Source organism: Pseudomonas sp. LBUM1663, from assembly GCF_059695905.1.
In genome coordinates, this window is the sequence record NZ_CP166792.1 from 1,669,702 (window position 1) to 1,684,210 (window position 14,509).

Annotated in this window: 17 protein-coding genes and 2 pseudogenes; 13 read left to right on the forward strand and 6 right to left on the reverse strand. The window is 54.9% G+C overall.

Annotated elements, in window-relative coordinates; genetic code table 11:
* The first annotated feature begins 1 nt into the window (after position 1).
* Positions 2 to 556: a hypothetical protein gene (locus ACA075_RS07460; RefSeq protein WP_497297943.1), complete on the forward strand. Its 555-nt coding sequence runs from the start codon at positions 2 to 4 to the stop codon at positions 554 to 556.
* 58 nt (positions 557 to 614) lie between these two features.
* On the opposite strand, the pseudogene ACA075_RS07465 reads toward ACA075_RS07460, so the two are convergent.
* A pseudogene (locus ACA075_RS07465) lies at positions 615 to 874 on the reverse strand (hypothetical protein); the annotation flags it as partial.
* A gap of 147 nt (positions 875 to 1,021) precedes the next feature.
* Here ACA075_RS07465 and ACA075_RS07470 point away from each other — a divergent pair.
* From ACA075_RS07470 to ACA075_RS07505, 8 genes and pseudogenes are all read left to right on the forward strand, one after another.
* Positions 1,022 to 3,763: pseudogene (locus ACA075_RS07470) on the forward strand (DUF637 domain-containing protein); the annotation flags it as partial.
* 14 nt (positions 3,764 to 3,777) lie between these two features.
* Positions 3,778 to 4,050, forward strand: coding sequence for an immunity protein CdiI family protein (locus ACA075_RS07475; RefSeq protein WP_497297944.1), 273 nt, complete (start codon positions 3,778 to 3,780; stop codon positions 4,048 to 4,050).
* 343 nt (positions 4,051 to 4,393) lie between these two features.
* Entirely contained in the window at positions 4,394 to 4,693 is a 300-nt protein-coding gene (locus ACA075_RS07480; RefSeq protein ID WP_497299209.1) for a hypothetical protein, read from the forward strand.
* A gap of 112 nt (positions 4,694 to 4,805) precedes the next feature.
* Complete coding sequence (locus ACA075_RS07485; protein WP_497297945.1) at positions 4,806 to 4,943, forward strand: hypothetical protein; 138 nt, start codon at positions 4,806 to 4,808, stop codon at positions 4,941 to 4,943.
* Between the two features lie 178 nt (positions 4,944 to 5,121).
* Complete coding sequence (locus tag ACA075_RS07490) at positions 5,122 to 5,310, forward strand: hypothetical protein (RefSeq protein WP_497297946.1); 189 nt, start codon at positions 5,122 to 5,124, stop codon at positions 5,308 to 5,310.
* Between the two features lie 222 nt (positions 5,311 to 5,532).
* Positions 5,533 to 6,366, forward strand: coding sequence for a DNA/RNA non-specific endonuclease (locus ACA075_RS07495; RefSeq protein WP_497297947.1), 834 nt, complete (start codon positions 5,533 to 5,535; stop codon positions 6,364 to 6,366).
* Positions 6,363 to 6,665: a hypothetical protein gene (locus ACA075_RS07500; protein WP_219095148.1), complete on the forward strand. Its 303-nt coding sequence runs from the start codon at positions 6,363 to 6,365 to the stop codon at positions 6,663 to 6,665. The genes ACA075_RS07495 and ACA075_RS07500 overlap by 4 nt, the downstream gene beginning before the upstream one ends.
* Positions 6,666 to 6,703: 38 nt before the next feature.
* Positions 6,704 to 7,033, forward strand: coding sequence for a hypothetical protein (locus ACA075_RS07505; protein WP_497297948.1), 330 nt, complete (start codon positions 6,704 to 6,706; stop codon positions 7,031 to 7,033).
* A gap of 4 nt (positions 7,034 to 7,037) precedes the next feature.
* Here ACA075_RS07505 and ACA075_RS07510 read toward each other — a convergent pair whose 3' ends face one another.
* Complete coding sequence (locus ACA075_RS07510; RefSeq protein WP_497297949.1) at positions 7,038 to 7,772, reverse strand: DUF899 domain-containing protein; 735 nt, start codon at positions 7,770 to 7,772, stop codon at positions 7,038 to 7,040.
* Positions 7,773 to 7,949: 177 nt separating this feature from the next.
* Here ACA075_RS07510 and ACA075_RS07515 point away from each other — a divergent pair, with 177 nt between their 5' ends.
* Positions 7,950 to 8,339 carry a transcriptional regulator gene (locus ACA075_RS07515; protein WP_094468582.1) on the forward strand — a complete coding sequence of 130 codons (390 nt, stop codon included), beginning with the start codon at positions 7,950 to 7,952 and terminating at the stop codon, positions 8,337 to 8,339.
* 125 nt (positions 8,340 to 8,464) lie between these two features.
* Here the strand turns inward: ACA075_RS07515 and ACA075_RS07520 are convergent, their stop codons facing one another.
* From ACA075_RS07520 to ACA075_RS07530, 3 genes are all read right to left on the reverse strand, one after another.
* The gene (locus ACA075_RS07520) at positions 8,465 to 9,334 is read right to left on the reverse strand and encodes a DUF6279 family lipoprotein (protein WP_497297950.1); all 870 of its coding nucleotides are present in this window, start codon (positions 9,332 to 9,334) and stop codon (positions 8,465 to 8,467) included.
* 78 nt (positions 9,335 to 9,412) lie between these two features.
* Positions 9,413 to 10,129, reverse strand: a complete 717-nt coding sequence (locus tag ACA075_RS07525) for a TorF family putative porin (protein WP_497297951.1) — start codon at positions 10,127 to 10,129, stop codon at positions 9,413 to 9,415.
* A 221-nt stretch (positions 10,130 to 10,350) separates the two neighbouring features.
* On the reverse strand, positions 10,351 to 10,539 hold the full coding sequence (locus ACA075_RS07530; protein WP_017337097.1) for a PFL_1563 family small protein: 189 nt from the start codon (positions 10,537 to 10,539) through the stop codon (positions 10,351 to 10,353).
* A 352-nt stretch (positions 10,540 to 10,891) separates the two neighbouring features.
* Between ACA075_RS07530 and ACA075_RS07535 the strand changes: the two genes are divergently transcribed.
* From ACA075_RS07535 to ACA075_RS07545, 3 genes are all read left to right on the forward strand, one after another.
* The gene (locus ACA075_RS07535; RefSeq protein ID WP_497297952.1) at positions 10,892 to 11,728 is read left to right on the forward strand and encodes a CvfB family protein; all 837 of its coding nucleotides are present in this window, start codon (positions 10,892 to 10,894) and stop codon (positions 11,726 to 11,728) included.
* A 46-nt stretch (positions 11,729 to 11,774) separates the two neighbouring features.
* On the forward strand, positions 11,775 to 12,167 hold the full coding sequence (locus ACA075_RS07540; RefSeq protein ID WP_497297953.1) for a DUF2177 family protein: 393 nt from the start codon (positions 11,775 to 11,777) through the stop codon (positions 12,165 to 12,167).
* A 229-nt stretch (positions 12,168 to 12,396) separates the two neighbouring features.
* A complete protein-coding gene (locus ACA075_RS07545) occupies positions 12,397 to 13,329 on the forward strand; it encodes a DMT family transporter (RefSeq protein WP_497297954.1) in 933 nt (310 codons plus the stop codon).
* On the opposite strand, the gene ACA075_RS07550 is transcribed toward ACA075_RS07545, so the two are convergent.
* Complete coding sequence (locus ACA075_RS07550) at positions 13,274 to 14,455, reverse strand: MFS transporter (protein ID WP_497297956.1); 1,182 nt, start codon at positions 14,453 to 14,455, stop codon at positions 13,274 to 13,276. The genes ACA075_RS07545 and ACA075_RS07550 overlap by 56 nt on opposite strands.
* Positions 14,456 to 14,509: the final 54 nt, after the last annotated feature.

A 14,509-nucleotide genomic window follows, 5' to 3' on the forward strand; every position in this document is an offset into this window, starting at 1 on the left:
CATGAGGTATTTTTATTTCTGGCTGCTTCTGAGCCTGACGTTATTTCTGTCGGGCTGTAATACAACCCCCTACGACAAGGCGACGGTTTACTACGATCGAACGCAGTTCCCCGAGCAAATCGTCAGAGACTATCCAATGTTGAAAGATTCTATTCTTCAGCATGGACGTTGCTCGCTGATTATTGCGACTCCCGGCTCCAAAACGGGCACCTACTATTTCTGCACCTATGCGCTGACGACGAATAGACTTTATGTGCAGGGGTGGAACGCCAGGACGTTGAAGTACGAAGAGATCGTCTACGTTGATCTGTCGATGCTCAAAAAGATCTCAATCTATTCATTCTTGCGGATGAATCAGCTGCAGTTGACAGAGGAGCGGCGCCAAATGGCGCTAAGTGCCTCCATTGATGAGGGCGGGTATGTCGATACTGCGGCCACTGAGCGTCTGTTCGAAGCGATCAAAAGCAAGGGGGTGCCTGTGGTCAAAAGCGAAGGAATGATGAGCCCGCCAGCCCCTCCTGCGCCGATGTTCATTCCAATCATTATTTCGAAGTAAGAAAATCAGCTTGAAACGGGCGCCCCATGTGCCGCCCGTTTTCATTTACTCCGCAACCTCGCGCCCGCAACCGTCGACCAATCACCTCTATCAAATCACAGCCATCACGCAACGGAATGACCAGCAGTTTGGAAAACTCCGACAGCACCACCGTGTCGCAACCAATCTCGGCGCTATAGGCAATATTTTCCAACACCTGTGTGACCGCGCGAATGGGGTAATCCGCCATCGTTTGCAGGACGTCGAGTGGGACTTGGGTATCAATGAGCAGGGAAGCCGGATCAGGTCGATTCCGGTAAGGGGCATGTTTCTATCCAAAGCTTAATCCTCGTTTAGCTTGCTGAGACGGCCAACAGATCGTCGCTAAACGAAATAGGTGGCAGCTGTACGCAGGTTGGCGAACCGGAAACGATTAAACCGGCAGATACGAAGGTCTCCCGCGCCGACAACGCCGCCCGCATCGAAGCCGCCAACGACCTATCCGTCCAGGCCGGGCGCGACATCAACGTCATCGCCAGCCAGATCGACGCCAAGCGCGACATCACCATGGCCGCAACGGAAAACCTGACCATCGGCTCGGCCGCGGACGAGGAACACTCCCTGTCCAAGAGCAAAAAACTGACGGTGCAGGAAGACCACGTCAGCCAGGTCATGTCGGGCATCACGGCCGGCGGCAGCGTCAAACTGGACGCCGGCAAAGACCTCGCCGTGATCTCCAGCCGCATCACCGCCGGCGACGAAGCCTACCTGGCGGCAGGCAACAACCTCGACATCCTCGCGGCGCAAGACAGCGACTACTCGCTGTACGACAAGAAGAAAAAAGGCTCCTTCGGCGCGAAGAAAACCAAGCGTGATGAAGTGACCGATGTGAAAAACATCGGCAGTGAAATTACCGCGGGTGGGGACCTGACGCTGGTTAGCGGCGGGGATCAGCGGTATCAGGTGGCGAAGCTCAGCAGCGAGAAGGACATCACGCTGGAGAGTGGTGGGGCGATTACGTTTGAGGGGGTGAAGGACTATCACGATGAAAGTCACACCAAGAGCGATGGCGATGCGTTCTGGACCTCATCGAAAGGCAAGGGCAACACCGACGAGACCTTGCACCAGACCCAGATGATCGCCAAAGGCGACATCACGATCAAAGCCGTCGACGGCCTGCACATCGACCTCAAACAGATCAACCAGGACACCGTCAGCCAATCCATCGATGCGATGGTCAAGGCTGATCCGCAACTGGCGTGGTTGAAGCAGGCCGAGGCGCGGGGTGATGTCGATTGGCGGTTGGTGAAAGAGATTCATCAGTCGTTCAAGTATGAAAACTCCGGGTTGGGGCCGGCGTCGCAGATCATCATTGCGATTGTCATGGCGGCTATTGTCGGCCCTGCTGCACTGACAGCTATGACGGCCAGTATGGGGACCGTCGGTGCTGCCGGTTTGGCGGCAGTGGCTTCGGGTGCTGCGACGAATGCGACGACCAGTTTTATCAACAATGGAGGAAATCTTGGGGCGGTGTTCAAGGATGTGACGTCCTCGGATGCGATAAAGGGTTATGTGATTTCCGGTGTGACGGCGGGTTTAACGGCGGGTGTCTTTGACTCCATTCTGAAAACTTCGACCAATCCGCTTACGGGGAAAGTAACCGTTGACTTGAGCAGCCTGGAAGGGGTCGGCCGGTTTGCTGGAAATCAGGTATTGCAAGGCGGAACCTCTGCTCTGCTGGGTAAGGCACTTGGGCAAGGAGGTAGTGCAAGTGATGTGTTGAAAACCGCATTGTTCAACACATTGGCAGCGGCCAGTTTCAGTGCGGTAGGCGACTACACAAAAGGCGTAATTGACGACGGCTCAATGCAAAAAATCGCGATCCACGCGATGGTGGGTGGGTTGTTGGCCCAAGTGACGGGTGGGGACTTCAAGACTGGCGCCCTAGCGGCGGGTGCGAATGAAGCGCTCGTCGGTGTCCTGGATAATCTGGTCAAAGGGGATGACAACCTCTTGACGATGAGCTCTCAGATCGTAGGGGTGTTGGCCGCTACGGCGCAAAAAGACGTCGATGCGAGTAAGTTGGAGAAGGCTGCATGGGTTGCAAAGAATGCTTCACAATACAACAGACAGTTGCATAGGGAAGATCGCGAACTCGCCGCGCAACTGGCCGCACGCAGCGGTGGAAAGTACACCGTTGAACAAATCGAAGAACAACTGCGGCTATCTGGTGTTAACGGCACCGACATTCAACCAGGCTCCGACATGGTTGCCACCAAGGATGGCATTTACGACCCTTCGGGAAAATGGGTGGACTTGGGCAATGGCCAATACGTCCAGCAGTTAGCAAAACTCGATGTGGATCTTGTTGCCTATATCAAAGCATCGACCACCAACTACACTTGGGCGGCATTCCCCGTTGCGCCTGATTATGACTGGAGCAAAACGCCGAGCGTCAGCGATGAGGCCCGTGATCGTCTCTCGGGTCGGGTACTGGATGCTCAGGGTGGTTTCCGATCACCAGTTCTTGTTGATGGAGAGGCGTTCAATCCGCGCTTCCGGCCTTGTGGTGACGCTTCGTGTGTTGCGAGCGGGGCCGGCATTGACCTGACGGATCCAGAAACCCAGCGCTGGATCAGTGCAGGCAACGCGAAGGCGGCAAAAGACGCTTTGGCCATCGGGTCGCTCGCTCCTTTGCCAATGGCGTGGGTTGGTAAGGTTCTGGGGTCCGTTTTTGGGAAAGGGGTTGCGAGGGAGGCGATTGGTGAGGGTATCGTTGCTAAAACACCTATTTGGGATAATGTCGTATCTAGGGCAGATGGAGATTTTGGCCTCCTGAATCAAACTCCCAAGTACGGAGTGAACCCTAACTACCTTGAGGAGATGACTGCGAATGGGGTGAAATTCAGCCCTGAGAATGTTATCGCAACAACCCGGAGTTCGACCGGCAAAGTTGTGTTTTTGGAAACAGGAAATTCAAAAGCTGGCTTGCAGCACATTATTGGAGAACACGTAAATTATTTTGCAAATATTGGCATTGCGGAGTCTCAAATACCAAAGGTGGTTATGCAGGCAGTAAATGAAGGAAAAATTGTCGGTTATCAAGGTTCAGGAACTGAGCGTCCAGTTTACGAGACGGTTGTGGATGGGCAAACACACAGAATTGCTATTACGGTTTCTAATAATGGCTTCGTAGTCGGAGCGAATCCTGCAGGGCGTATCAAATGAGAGTTATAAAGTTAATGGCTGATTACTATTGTTTTCCGCTTTGGGAAGCTTCACCCGGGGAGGTAGGGAATATATCCCCTGATAGCCTGCCTATCTCAAATAATTTGAAGAAGCGTCTTGCGGATTGGGCCGCAGCATATGATAAAACTCTTGATGAGGAATACCCCCCGAATTCTGGATTTAAAAGTGAAAAAGAAGAGTTAGAATTCAATAAAGAAGCTGTAAGTATTGCTGATGAATTAAGGCGCGAGCTTGGCAGAGTATATAGTGTTATTGTGCATTGTTGATTTCGTGATTTGCGCAGGATAAGCAATAGGAATCGTAAAGGAGTCTGGCTTATTTGTTTTTCCAGAACGCAAAGTGAACGGATATATTTTTTTGGAATTGTTGAAGTGATCAGAAAATAAATCTGTCCTGCTGCTGGTCGTGATACGAAACTAGCAGGCGATAAAGATTTTCCGCGGAGTGAGGGGTGGAGAAAAATGGAAGTAAGTCACCGTCTACCTAGCGGAGAAAATATAACCGTTCACTACCAGTACAACTCCGTTACCGGTAAAGCATATGATATGAAAATCACCACGCCGCAACAGCTGCCGCCTGCGCTGCAGCCCGGAAGAACTATTGAGTGATGTGGATATGATTGTTCGAGAACTTGGGCGAGAAGAGCCTGTGCAGGTTTTTGGGATTTACTGGATAGAGAACGAGCGCTTTTACTGGGTCATTCCTTATGATGGTTACGGTGGCCTGATGGCACTCAGTGATAGAGAGGTCAATGTTGTTGACTCTTCTTTGTCAAGTGATCTCATCCTCTGCAAGGATGGCGATGGGAATGACATGATTCTGCACTGGGCAGCGGAAGATTTGATTGAAAAACTCGTGGAGCGTGATCCACTAGCAATGGTCGAGTTCTTAGGGCACATAAAAAACTGATGGTGCAATAGGGCCGGGGCAGGTTATCCCTGATGCAATCAGCCCGCCCAAGGTCAGCCGGGAGTGTCATAAATTTTGTGTTCGGGCGTAACATGTTGAAGAAGGAGCATGTATGCCGGCCAAGAAAAAACCGGCCCGTGAGGCCACACGAGACCTGCCAGCCATCCAAACAAAAAAGGGGACAGATTTATTTGTTTTATTTGTTTCAAAAAAGGGGACAGATTTATTTGTTTGGTCTGTCCCGTCCTGAATAAGGTTTACACCTGTTTCAGGACTAGACAGCACCCGATGAGCAGACCAGAAAAATCTGTCCCCTTTTTTCCTAGCGGTGAGAGTCCGCTCCTGAGAAGCCTGAGGAAAAGGGGACAGGAGTAAAGAAACGCGATCTGGGACTTTCGATGTGAACTTGAATCGTATCGGAGATTGATATGGCTGATGAAAATAAACCTGATTGGGTGAGTCGAGGGAAAACAATTAGGCAGCTCGTAAAGGAACTGCAGTCTCTCGAAAATCAAGAACAGCAAGTTGAGATATCAACGGATGATGGTGCGACTCAAAAGCCGATTAGTTTGGTTGTGAAATCTGGCAATACTTGTGTTCTGATAAATTGTGAGTAGGAGGTGTGTTGTCGTATTGGTTCAAGGGCTACCGCTAGAGAATTGTCTCGGTAGTATTGGACGCAAAGCGGACGGACCTATTTATTTGGCATTGGTGAAATAACCAGAAAATAAATCTGTCCCCTTTTTTCGACAAAAACCATCGCCAGTGAACTCAGCGGCCAGAGCAAGCAGGACCTGCAACATAGCGACGACACCTTCAAAAACATGTACGAGGATGGGGTGAGTCAGCAGCAGGGCGATATCTACGTTCGCGGTGCTACGACACTGCTCAATATCGCTTTGAGCACTGCAACGAATGTCGCAGGCAAAGCCACAGGCAGGATCATTAGCGTCGTAGGGAACAAAGGCTCTGCGGGTGGCCCGATCACCGACCCGCTGAAGGTAGATCCAAAGCACCCTGACTGGAAAAAAGAGTTTGGCGATGCGCCGGACAAGGGCTGGGTCGATAGAGACCCGAACGGCAAGCCAGCCCCGCCACCTGCATCGAGCGACAGCCCCAAACACACGGTAGGGGGGCATGTCGATATTCCGGTTGTGAAAGTCAATACCGCCAACGCTGTCAAAGGCACCCAAGAGTACGAGTTGCTCAATAACCCGAGTGCCAGGAGCCCGGACACCCGCTATGAACTGGATAATGGCGACAGCTTCAAGACCAACAGCAAGGGCCAGGTCGAAGAGCTGACCTTTACCCCGACCAATACCAAGGTCCCTCGAGACTCGAGACAGACCGCGGCCGGTAAGGAAGGGCGGGAGACAGACGTTGGCGGGCATGCTCAGGCGTGTAGCCAGGGCGGGACCTGTGATGCCTATAATCTGTTCCCGCAGGATCAGAATTTTAATAACTCAGCGTATAAGGTTTTCTACGAACACAAAATCAGGGCGGCTTTGAATGATCCAGCTCAAACGGTGGGGCCGACGACGATAAGGTTTAACCGGAAAGAACCAGGTATGGCGCGGCCAGATACCCTGGAATTGACCTATACAATAAATGGCGAGACAAAAACGTTGTCCTTTAAAAATGAAGCACATGAAGTGCCGGAGATTGTATTGTGATTACTGAAGATCTAGAGTTGGTGAAGAAGATTTTTGCCTTGATAGAATCAGGGATTGTTCACGACTATGACTCTTTCAGCTATGAGGTTGAGGTTGGCGAAGGCTATCTGGAATGGCAGCTAAAAGTTGAGATTAACGGCGTTTCCGTAACAAACGCCGAAACTAACTTCAATGGTGCAATACTGCACTCGCTGGTGGATGAACTGAACGCGAACGCAGTTAAACGTGGTGAAAAATGGGTTTCGTTTGTAATGTCTTACACCCATGGTGGAGAAGTAAAAACCAATTTTAAATATTGAGTTTTCGAACAGAAAATCTGTATACCCCAGGATCGGACATGCTTCCAAAATTAGCGTTGATGTTGCTGGCCCTGTCGCTATCGGCTTGCGGACCTTCCCGTTCAGCGTGGGTCGATAGCACCAACAACCTGGTAGGACAACCAATACCCGACCTCGAAAACACCCCTTGCGATGTTCGCTGTCGACTCATGTTGTGGTCCCCGAACAATCACGAACACCGCTACCAGCGAGTAGTCGAGGGCGACGGCAGTCGCTACTACTTCAACTGGCTGTTCGACTGCAGTTACTCGGTTTACACCACGGCCGATGGCGTTATCCGGTCGTGGCGGTTCGAGACTCTGCGGCCTGAAAGTTGTTATGTGTTCTAGCTCACTATCCCCCATGGCAGCAGCTGGATGACGTCTTGTCGTCGTATTTGTCGTGGTGCTGCACCCATCCCATGATTTCCTCTTCGTTACGGCCCTTGGGCGTCAGGTCGAGGTAGTTGTAGGCGCCGACCAGCAGGTCGAGACCACGGGCATAAGTGGAATAAGTGTGAAAGATGTCGCCGGCTTCATTGCGATAAAACACGCTGAGGCCAGGGAGTTCTTCTTCGGCGCCGTCGGACTTTTCGTAGTTGTACGTGGCTCTACCGGCAGCGACGTCTTCGGCTCGGGCGGTGACGCCAAAGTCGTAGTTGAAATCGCAGCCTTCTGACGACACCCAGTCGAATTTCCAGCCCATGCGCCGTTTGAAGGCCTGGAATTCGGCGAAGGGTGCGTGGGAAACCGCGACCACTGCCACGTCGTGATGGGCCAGATGCTGGTTGGCGCCGTCGATGTGGTCGGACAGGAACGAGCAGCCGGGGCAGCCTTCGTCCCATCCAGCGGCGAACATGAAGTGGTAGATGACCAATTGGCTGCGGCCGCCGAACAGGTCGGCGAGTTTCAGTTCGCCGTTCTGGCCCTGGAAGCGGTAGTCCTTGTCGATTTTCACCCAGGGCAGGGCGCGGCGTTCGGCACTGAGTTTGTCTCGCTCCTTGGTGAAGACTTTTTCGTGGGCCAGGTGTTGTTTGCGGGCGGCGAGCCATTCTTCGCGGGACACGACGGGATGATTCTGAACGTTCATCAGGTTTCTCCTTCGCAATGCTGGGAGGTGTCTTACAGAGCCTAGTCGTTTGACCTGCGTCCAAATCGACATGCCGTCGGTCGTTAGCCGCAAAAAACTCGGCTGAACGGCTGCGTGCGGTGTCGGTCACAACTTAAGAAGGCCCTCTCTCTCACAGGCTTTGGAGGTTGAATCAGGATGACAACTTACAACTGGGATTTGATTGAACGCTTGCTGCACGAAGTGCAGAAAGGTGAAAACAGCTTCACGCCGCGCCCGTATGCCGAGCAGTACGCTGCGGAGAAAGCGTCGGAAGGCGAAGCGACTGAAAACCTCGATCACCTCAAAGCGGTGGCCGGCGAGTACGAAAAGTTACTGCTGCAGCGTGGTTACATCGAGCCTCGGCCAGAAGAGCAGGGCGGCACCGGCTCCAATTACATTTTGACGCCGCGGGGCTCGAGTTTGTTGAGCCTGATCGACAGCAGCATTCCGGGTAATGATCATCCGCGGCAGGTATTGGATGAGCAGGAAGATGCGCTGGATGAGCTGACGTTTGATGAGGTGGCGTCGAAGGCGCAGATTGCCTGAAGACCACCTGAAACCAATGTGGGAGTGAGCCTGCTCGCGATTGCGGAGTGTCAGTCGACATCGTCGTTGTCTGATACTCCGCAATCGCGAGCAGGCTCACTCCCACATTTTGACTTGTGTTGGGGTTAACTTTTTTGCGCGGCTTTCAGGCATTTCAAATCGTTGAAGTCCTTGCGAACCCCTTCAATTTTCTTCAGTAAACGCTGGCGCTGTGCCGGCGTACTTTCAGCCATCAAATCCACAAACAAGCTTCGTGCCTGCGCTTCGGTATTGGCGTAGGCCTGACGGTACGCCGGCGTCCACAAACTCTCTCGATTCACCAGAAGCGTCTCGATGCGCTGTGGGAATTCCGGACTGTGGCGCTGCGCAACGGCCGCACTGAACTGCTTTTGCCAATGGACACGGTTGGTGATCCATTGTGTGTTCTGGTCACCCAAGGCGTTCGACCACGTCACCACCCGTTGTTGCTGGGTCGGACTGAGCTGACCCAGCCAGTCATTCAGGCGCTTTTCCATGCGCTCGCCGCGCTGCTTGATCTGCTGATCGAGAGACGGTTTAACGTAATCCTCCTGGCGTTTGCGCTGATCCTTGGCGAAGGCGTCGTTCATTTCCGCGACTTGCTTGTCATCCAGCCCCTGCAACAGCTCGATGGCCGAGGGTGTGATTTCCCGGGCGGTCTGGGCGATGGCAGCTTTGGCTTCCTGAGTGCGGGTTAGCAGCGCGGCGTCGGTGACTTGATTGGTCTCGACCATGACTTGCAAACGGTCCAGCCAGTCGAGATAGCCCGGCAGTTGCGTGGTGCAGTGCCAGCTCAAGTGTTCCTTAAGGCGCTCGTTGAACCAGCCTTTCTGTTCGCCGTTCATGTCCAGGTAGTCGCTGAGCGTCCACGGAATGATCACGTCGAGGTTGCGGTAGGCCAGGCCCACGCGGCTACACGCGCCAAGGGCGAGGCTGAGGGTGATGATGACGGCGAGATATTTTAACCAGCGCGACATGAGCGAATCCTTGCGAAAGCCTGGCTTCGTGAGGGGGGTTCTTATGTGAACGCAGAATGGGCCCGGCAGTTCAGCCGATCAATAGAAGGCGCGTTCGGCCTTGAGGGTGAACAACCCGTCGCATTGGCTGTTGTGCCCGGAATAGGCAGAGCAGTCGCTGCCGCTGAGGCTTGAGTCGCTGTAGATCAGGTTGAGGTCAACGCCCATGAACGGCCGGGAAAATTGCACCGACCAGTCGGTGAAACTGCCGATGTACCCACCGTCGACGGACGCCGGCGTGTTGAGTTGGTGGGTGGTGTATTTCATGCTGATCCCGATGCCGAACGGCTGATTGCCGCCCAGGTCGGCGAATACGGTGCTGTTCTGTTTGTCCGGGTCGTTGCTGAACGCGGCGCCGAAACGGCTGCCGAGAAAGGTCAGGCCACCGAACAGCTCCTGGCTGTCGAGGGTGTCCACTTTCGGGTAGCTGTAGCGGATCATGCCGACTTCGTAGCCGAGGGTATTGTCGAAAGGCTGTTTAAAGCCCATGTAGGAATCGACTTCAAGTTTGGCCCCCGGGGTTAAACCCATGCTCGGTGCCCATTGCCCCACGTAAAAGCCACTGTCATGGCTCAGGTCCAGGCCACCGTGAAACGAGCCGGTGCTGGAAGGCTTGACCAGCCCCTGGGCCATGCTGCGGCTGGGGGTGGTGCCGAGTTTGAGGTCGAAGTCGCCCAATTCACGCTGGAAGACTTGCGCGTTGGCGACCGAACACGACAGCAGGGTGCCGAGCAATAGATAGGAGGGTTTGAGCATGCGTCACTCCATGACCGCGAGGAGCAGGAACGAAAACCTACTGAAACGCTTGATTTAGACGTGTGCAAGCATACCGGCGAATACTCGGCATTGAAGGCCGTTCGTCGATTTTTGAAATATTGATGTGTTTGGCGGGGTGTTGCGGGGAGGTTCCAGTCCAAGCGCTTCGAAGCTCAAAGCGCTTACGGACCAGGTGACGCGGCGGATCTTTGGGGGATGTGTTACTTCTTGCCCAAAGTGATCTGCTTGGACGGGCCGAACGTCTGGCCGCTCACGCCTTTGGCAATTTGCTGGATCTCGCCACCGGACTTGAGGAACGCAGCAATCTGGTTGTTGATCGATTCGCTGGTTTCAACGGCTGGAGCTGGCTTTGCTTTGCTGTTGGATGCTTTTACACGCATGGCGGCCATTAACCTGTAGAAAATTAACTTGGCCAAGCATCGTACAGGAAATACTTGACAATTGCTTGGCTAATATCCCCCCAAAATACACATCGCAGGGGCGTCATTAATCACAAGCTATTATTCGAAACACGTCCCTAAGCCGCTGTTTTAAATAAGAACGACGGTAGAAAAACACAGGTTTCAGATCCGTTGGCGAGGGTGGCGATCACCCGTTCGGCCTGACGAGCGGCCAAAAGCCCGAGGCAGAACCCAGGAAAATGAAGGCCTGCAGAAGAATTTCTGCTGTCACCGGGCTGGCTACGGGAACGCCGTCCGCAAAATCGGGTAGAATGCCGCCCACGCAATGAGGGTATTGGAAATGGCTTTAGTCGGGCGCTACAACAGTTTGCAAGTGGTTAAACACACTAACTTCGGTTTATATCTTGACGGTGGCGCGGACGGCGAAATCCTCCTGCCTAATCGTTATATTCCCAAAGATATTCCCAGCGAAGATGAAGATTGGCTCAACGTTTTTGTTTATCTGGACAGCGATGACAAACTCATCGCAACTACCGAAAAGCCGAAAGTTCAGGTCGGTGAATTCGCCAGTTTGAAAGTCGTTGAAGTCAACAGCATCGGTGTTTTCCTGGATTGGGGCCTGCCGAAGGACCTGTTGCTGCCGTACTCCGAAGAAAAACGTCAGATGACCGCCGGCGAATATGTCGTGGTGCACGTCTACCTCGACAAGCACACCCGCCGCATCACCGCGACGGCACGCCTGGACCGTTACCTCGACAAGACCCCGGCCAGTTATACCCCAGGCCAGGAAGTTGATTTGCTGGTGGCCGAAGCGACCGACATGGGTTTCAAGGCGATCATCAACAACAAGCACTGGGGCTTGATCCACAAGAACGAAATCTTCAAGTTCATGCGCGCCGGCAAGGAAGAGAAGGGCTTTATCAAAGAAGTCCGTGCCGACGGCAAGATCAGCCTGAGCCTGCAACCGGTAGGCGAAGAAGCCGCCACCAGCCTCAACTCGAAGATCCTCGCCAAGTTGCGTGAAAACAACGGCACCCTGCCGGTCAGCGACAAGAGCGATCCGACAGTGATCACCAGCCTGTTTGGTGTCAGCAAAGGCAATTTCAAGAAGGCCATCGGTACGCTGTACAAGAACGGCCAGATCGTCATTCATGCCGATCGCATTGAACTAAGCTGACCTCGCTCCAGCCCCATGTAGGACGATTACATGGGGTTGGGCTGCTATGAAAAAAACGCTATTTGCTTACGCGGGCACCTTGCTCGCGTTTCTCGTGCTCGACGGCCTCTGGCTCGGCGTGCTGATGGCGCCGACTTATCGGGCGCTGCTCGGTCCGCTGATGCTCGACCAACCGCTGCTGGCCCCGGCAGCGGTGTTCTATCTTCTCTATGTATTCGGTTGTGTGGTGTTCGTGGTGTTGCCGGCAAAGACCTGGCGACGAGCCTCGGCGCTGGGCGCGTTGTTAGGGCTGGTGGCTTACGGCACCTATGACTTGAGCAATTGGGCGACGTTGAACGGATGGTCGGCGCAGTTGGCGTTGATGGACATGGCCTGGGGCACGTTGGCCACCTGCATTGCCTGCACTGTTGGGTATTGGGTTGCGCGAAAGATGCTGTGATCCAGTTGCCTGCGATGACGTTATCGCGGGCAGGGGCTGGCTCCCACGGGTGATTTTTTGTCGTACCTACCAGGGAATTTAAAAGTCCTCCGCGGCGGCATTTTCTGGCCATCTGGTTAATAATCGACAGCATAACTTTTCGCCCCGAAACCGTTTGTTCAACAAGCAGGCCGGGGCTTTGTTTTTACTGTCGAGTCACTGCCATGTTTGTTGTTGTCGAGGTGTTCCGGTGAGCGCCAGCCGGCGTAGCGCCGATGGGTTTGCCCTGCAAGTGATGATCGGGTTGTGCCTGATCTGGGGCGTGCAGCAAGTAATGATCAAATGGGCGGCGCCCGACATCGCGCCGGTCATGCAAGCGGCGGGGCGATCGGGTATTTCCGCGTTGCTTGTAGGATTGTTGATTTGCTGGAAGGGTGGCTGGGACCAGGTCAGCAGCACCTGGCGCGGTGGCTTGCTGGCCGGTGCGTTGTTTGGTCTGGAATTCTTTTTCATTTCCGAAGGTTTGCAACTGACCACGGCGGCGCACATGTCGGTGTTCCTCTACACCGCGCCGATTTTCACCGCATTGGGCGTGCACTGGCTGCTGCCGAGCGAACGTTTGAGACCCGTGCAGTGGCTGGGGATTTTCCTCGCGTTCGTCGGGATCGCCATCGCGTTTGCCGGCGGCGTGTCCTGGGACAACCTCGATCACCGCATGTTGATGGGCGATGCGTTGGGTGTGCTGGCCGGGGCATCCTGGGGCGCGACCACGGTGGTGGTGCGCGCCTCGCGGCTGTCTGAAGCTCCGGTGACGCTGACTCTGTTCTATCAACTGATCGTCGGATTCGTCGGGCTGCTGCTGATCGCGATCCTCAGCGGTCAGGTGACCCACGTCAGCCTGACCACCGTGGCGGTGGCGAGCGTGCTGTTCCAGGGGCTGGTGGTGTCGTTCTTCAGCTACCTGACGTGGTTCTGGCTGTTGCGCCGGTATCTGGCCGCGAACCTGGCGGTGTTTTCGTTCATGACGCCGCTGTTCGGTGTCACGTTCGGCGTGGTGTTGCTGGGTGAAGAACTGAGCGTTAACTTCGTCATCGGTGCCGTGCTGGTATTGTTGGGCATCACGTTTGTCAGCGCTGAGCAGTGGGTGCGCCGTCGTTTGCGCAAAGCCCTTGGGCAGCAGTGACCGGACGCAACAACAACCCACCGGCGACAAGCAGGCCACTGCCGGCGACCACCAGCGCGGGCTGCAATCCACCGCTGAAATGGCTGCTTAGCGCCGCCAGCAACGGTCCGGCGAGCTGACCCACGGCAAAGCAAGCCGTCAGCAACCCGGCGTTGCGTTGGGTGGCGTGGGGCGCCAGTTCCCGGGAGCGTTGCATCACCAATTGCATGCAGGCCAGGAACGGCGTGCCGCAAAGAATGACGCCCAAGGCCAAGCCCGGCCCGCTGCCCAACAGGCAGGCAAAGACGCCGGCGGCTTGCAGCCACAACGTCACCATCAGCCAGTGGCGAGTGCCATTCGGGGTTTGTCGACGCAGACTGACCAGCACCACTCCGATGGCCGACGCCAGGCCGAAGCACGGCCAGAACAGGTCGGCCTGCCATTGACCATGGAATTGGGCGCTGGCCATTTGCGAAAGGAACGTGGCGGGGATGATGTAGCCCAAACCGTACAGCCCGTAGATCACACCTAGACGGCCAATGCCTCGCTGACTCGAAGTGCCTGAGCTCGGTGCGGCAACCACAGCGGCGGTCGATTGCGGCAGAAAAGGCAGAATCCCCAGCAGCATCGCCAGGGCGACACCGGCGTACACCAGCCACAAAGTTGCAGACGTCTGCCCCAGCAGGTGCGAGCCCAAGGCCAACATCCCTGTGAGAAAAATCCCCAAACCCGGTCCGGCGAATACCTGGGCGCCCAGTCGTGGGCGACCGGCTGCCGCGGCCAGTGGCTGGCTCAACGACGTGATCATCACCAATACCCAGGCGCTGGCCACGCCGGTACCGAATCGCAGCACCAGATGCGACCAGAAGCCGTTGGCCCAGAACGACGCCAATGTCAGCAGTACACACAGCCACAGACCACCGAGCAGTCGCCGACGGACCTGTTCGGGACGGCGAGAGAACATGGCGTCCACGGCGCCGACGAAGTAACCGAGGTAGTTGGCGGCCGCAATCAGACCGGCGGCGGTCAGGTCGATCTGACCTTCACTGAGCAAGTGCGGCATTTGCGGCGTGAGGGCGAAACGCCCGATGCCCATGGCCATCATCAGGGCAATAAAACTGGCGAGTAAGCGAATCAGTGGTGACATGGTCTGGATTCCGGCAAAGGCTCAATGACCGTCAGGCTAGGACTGATTGACTTT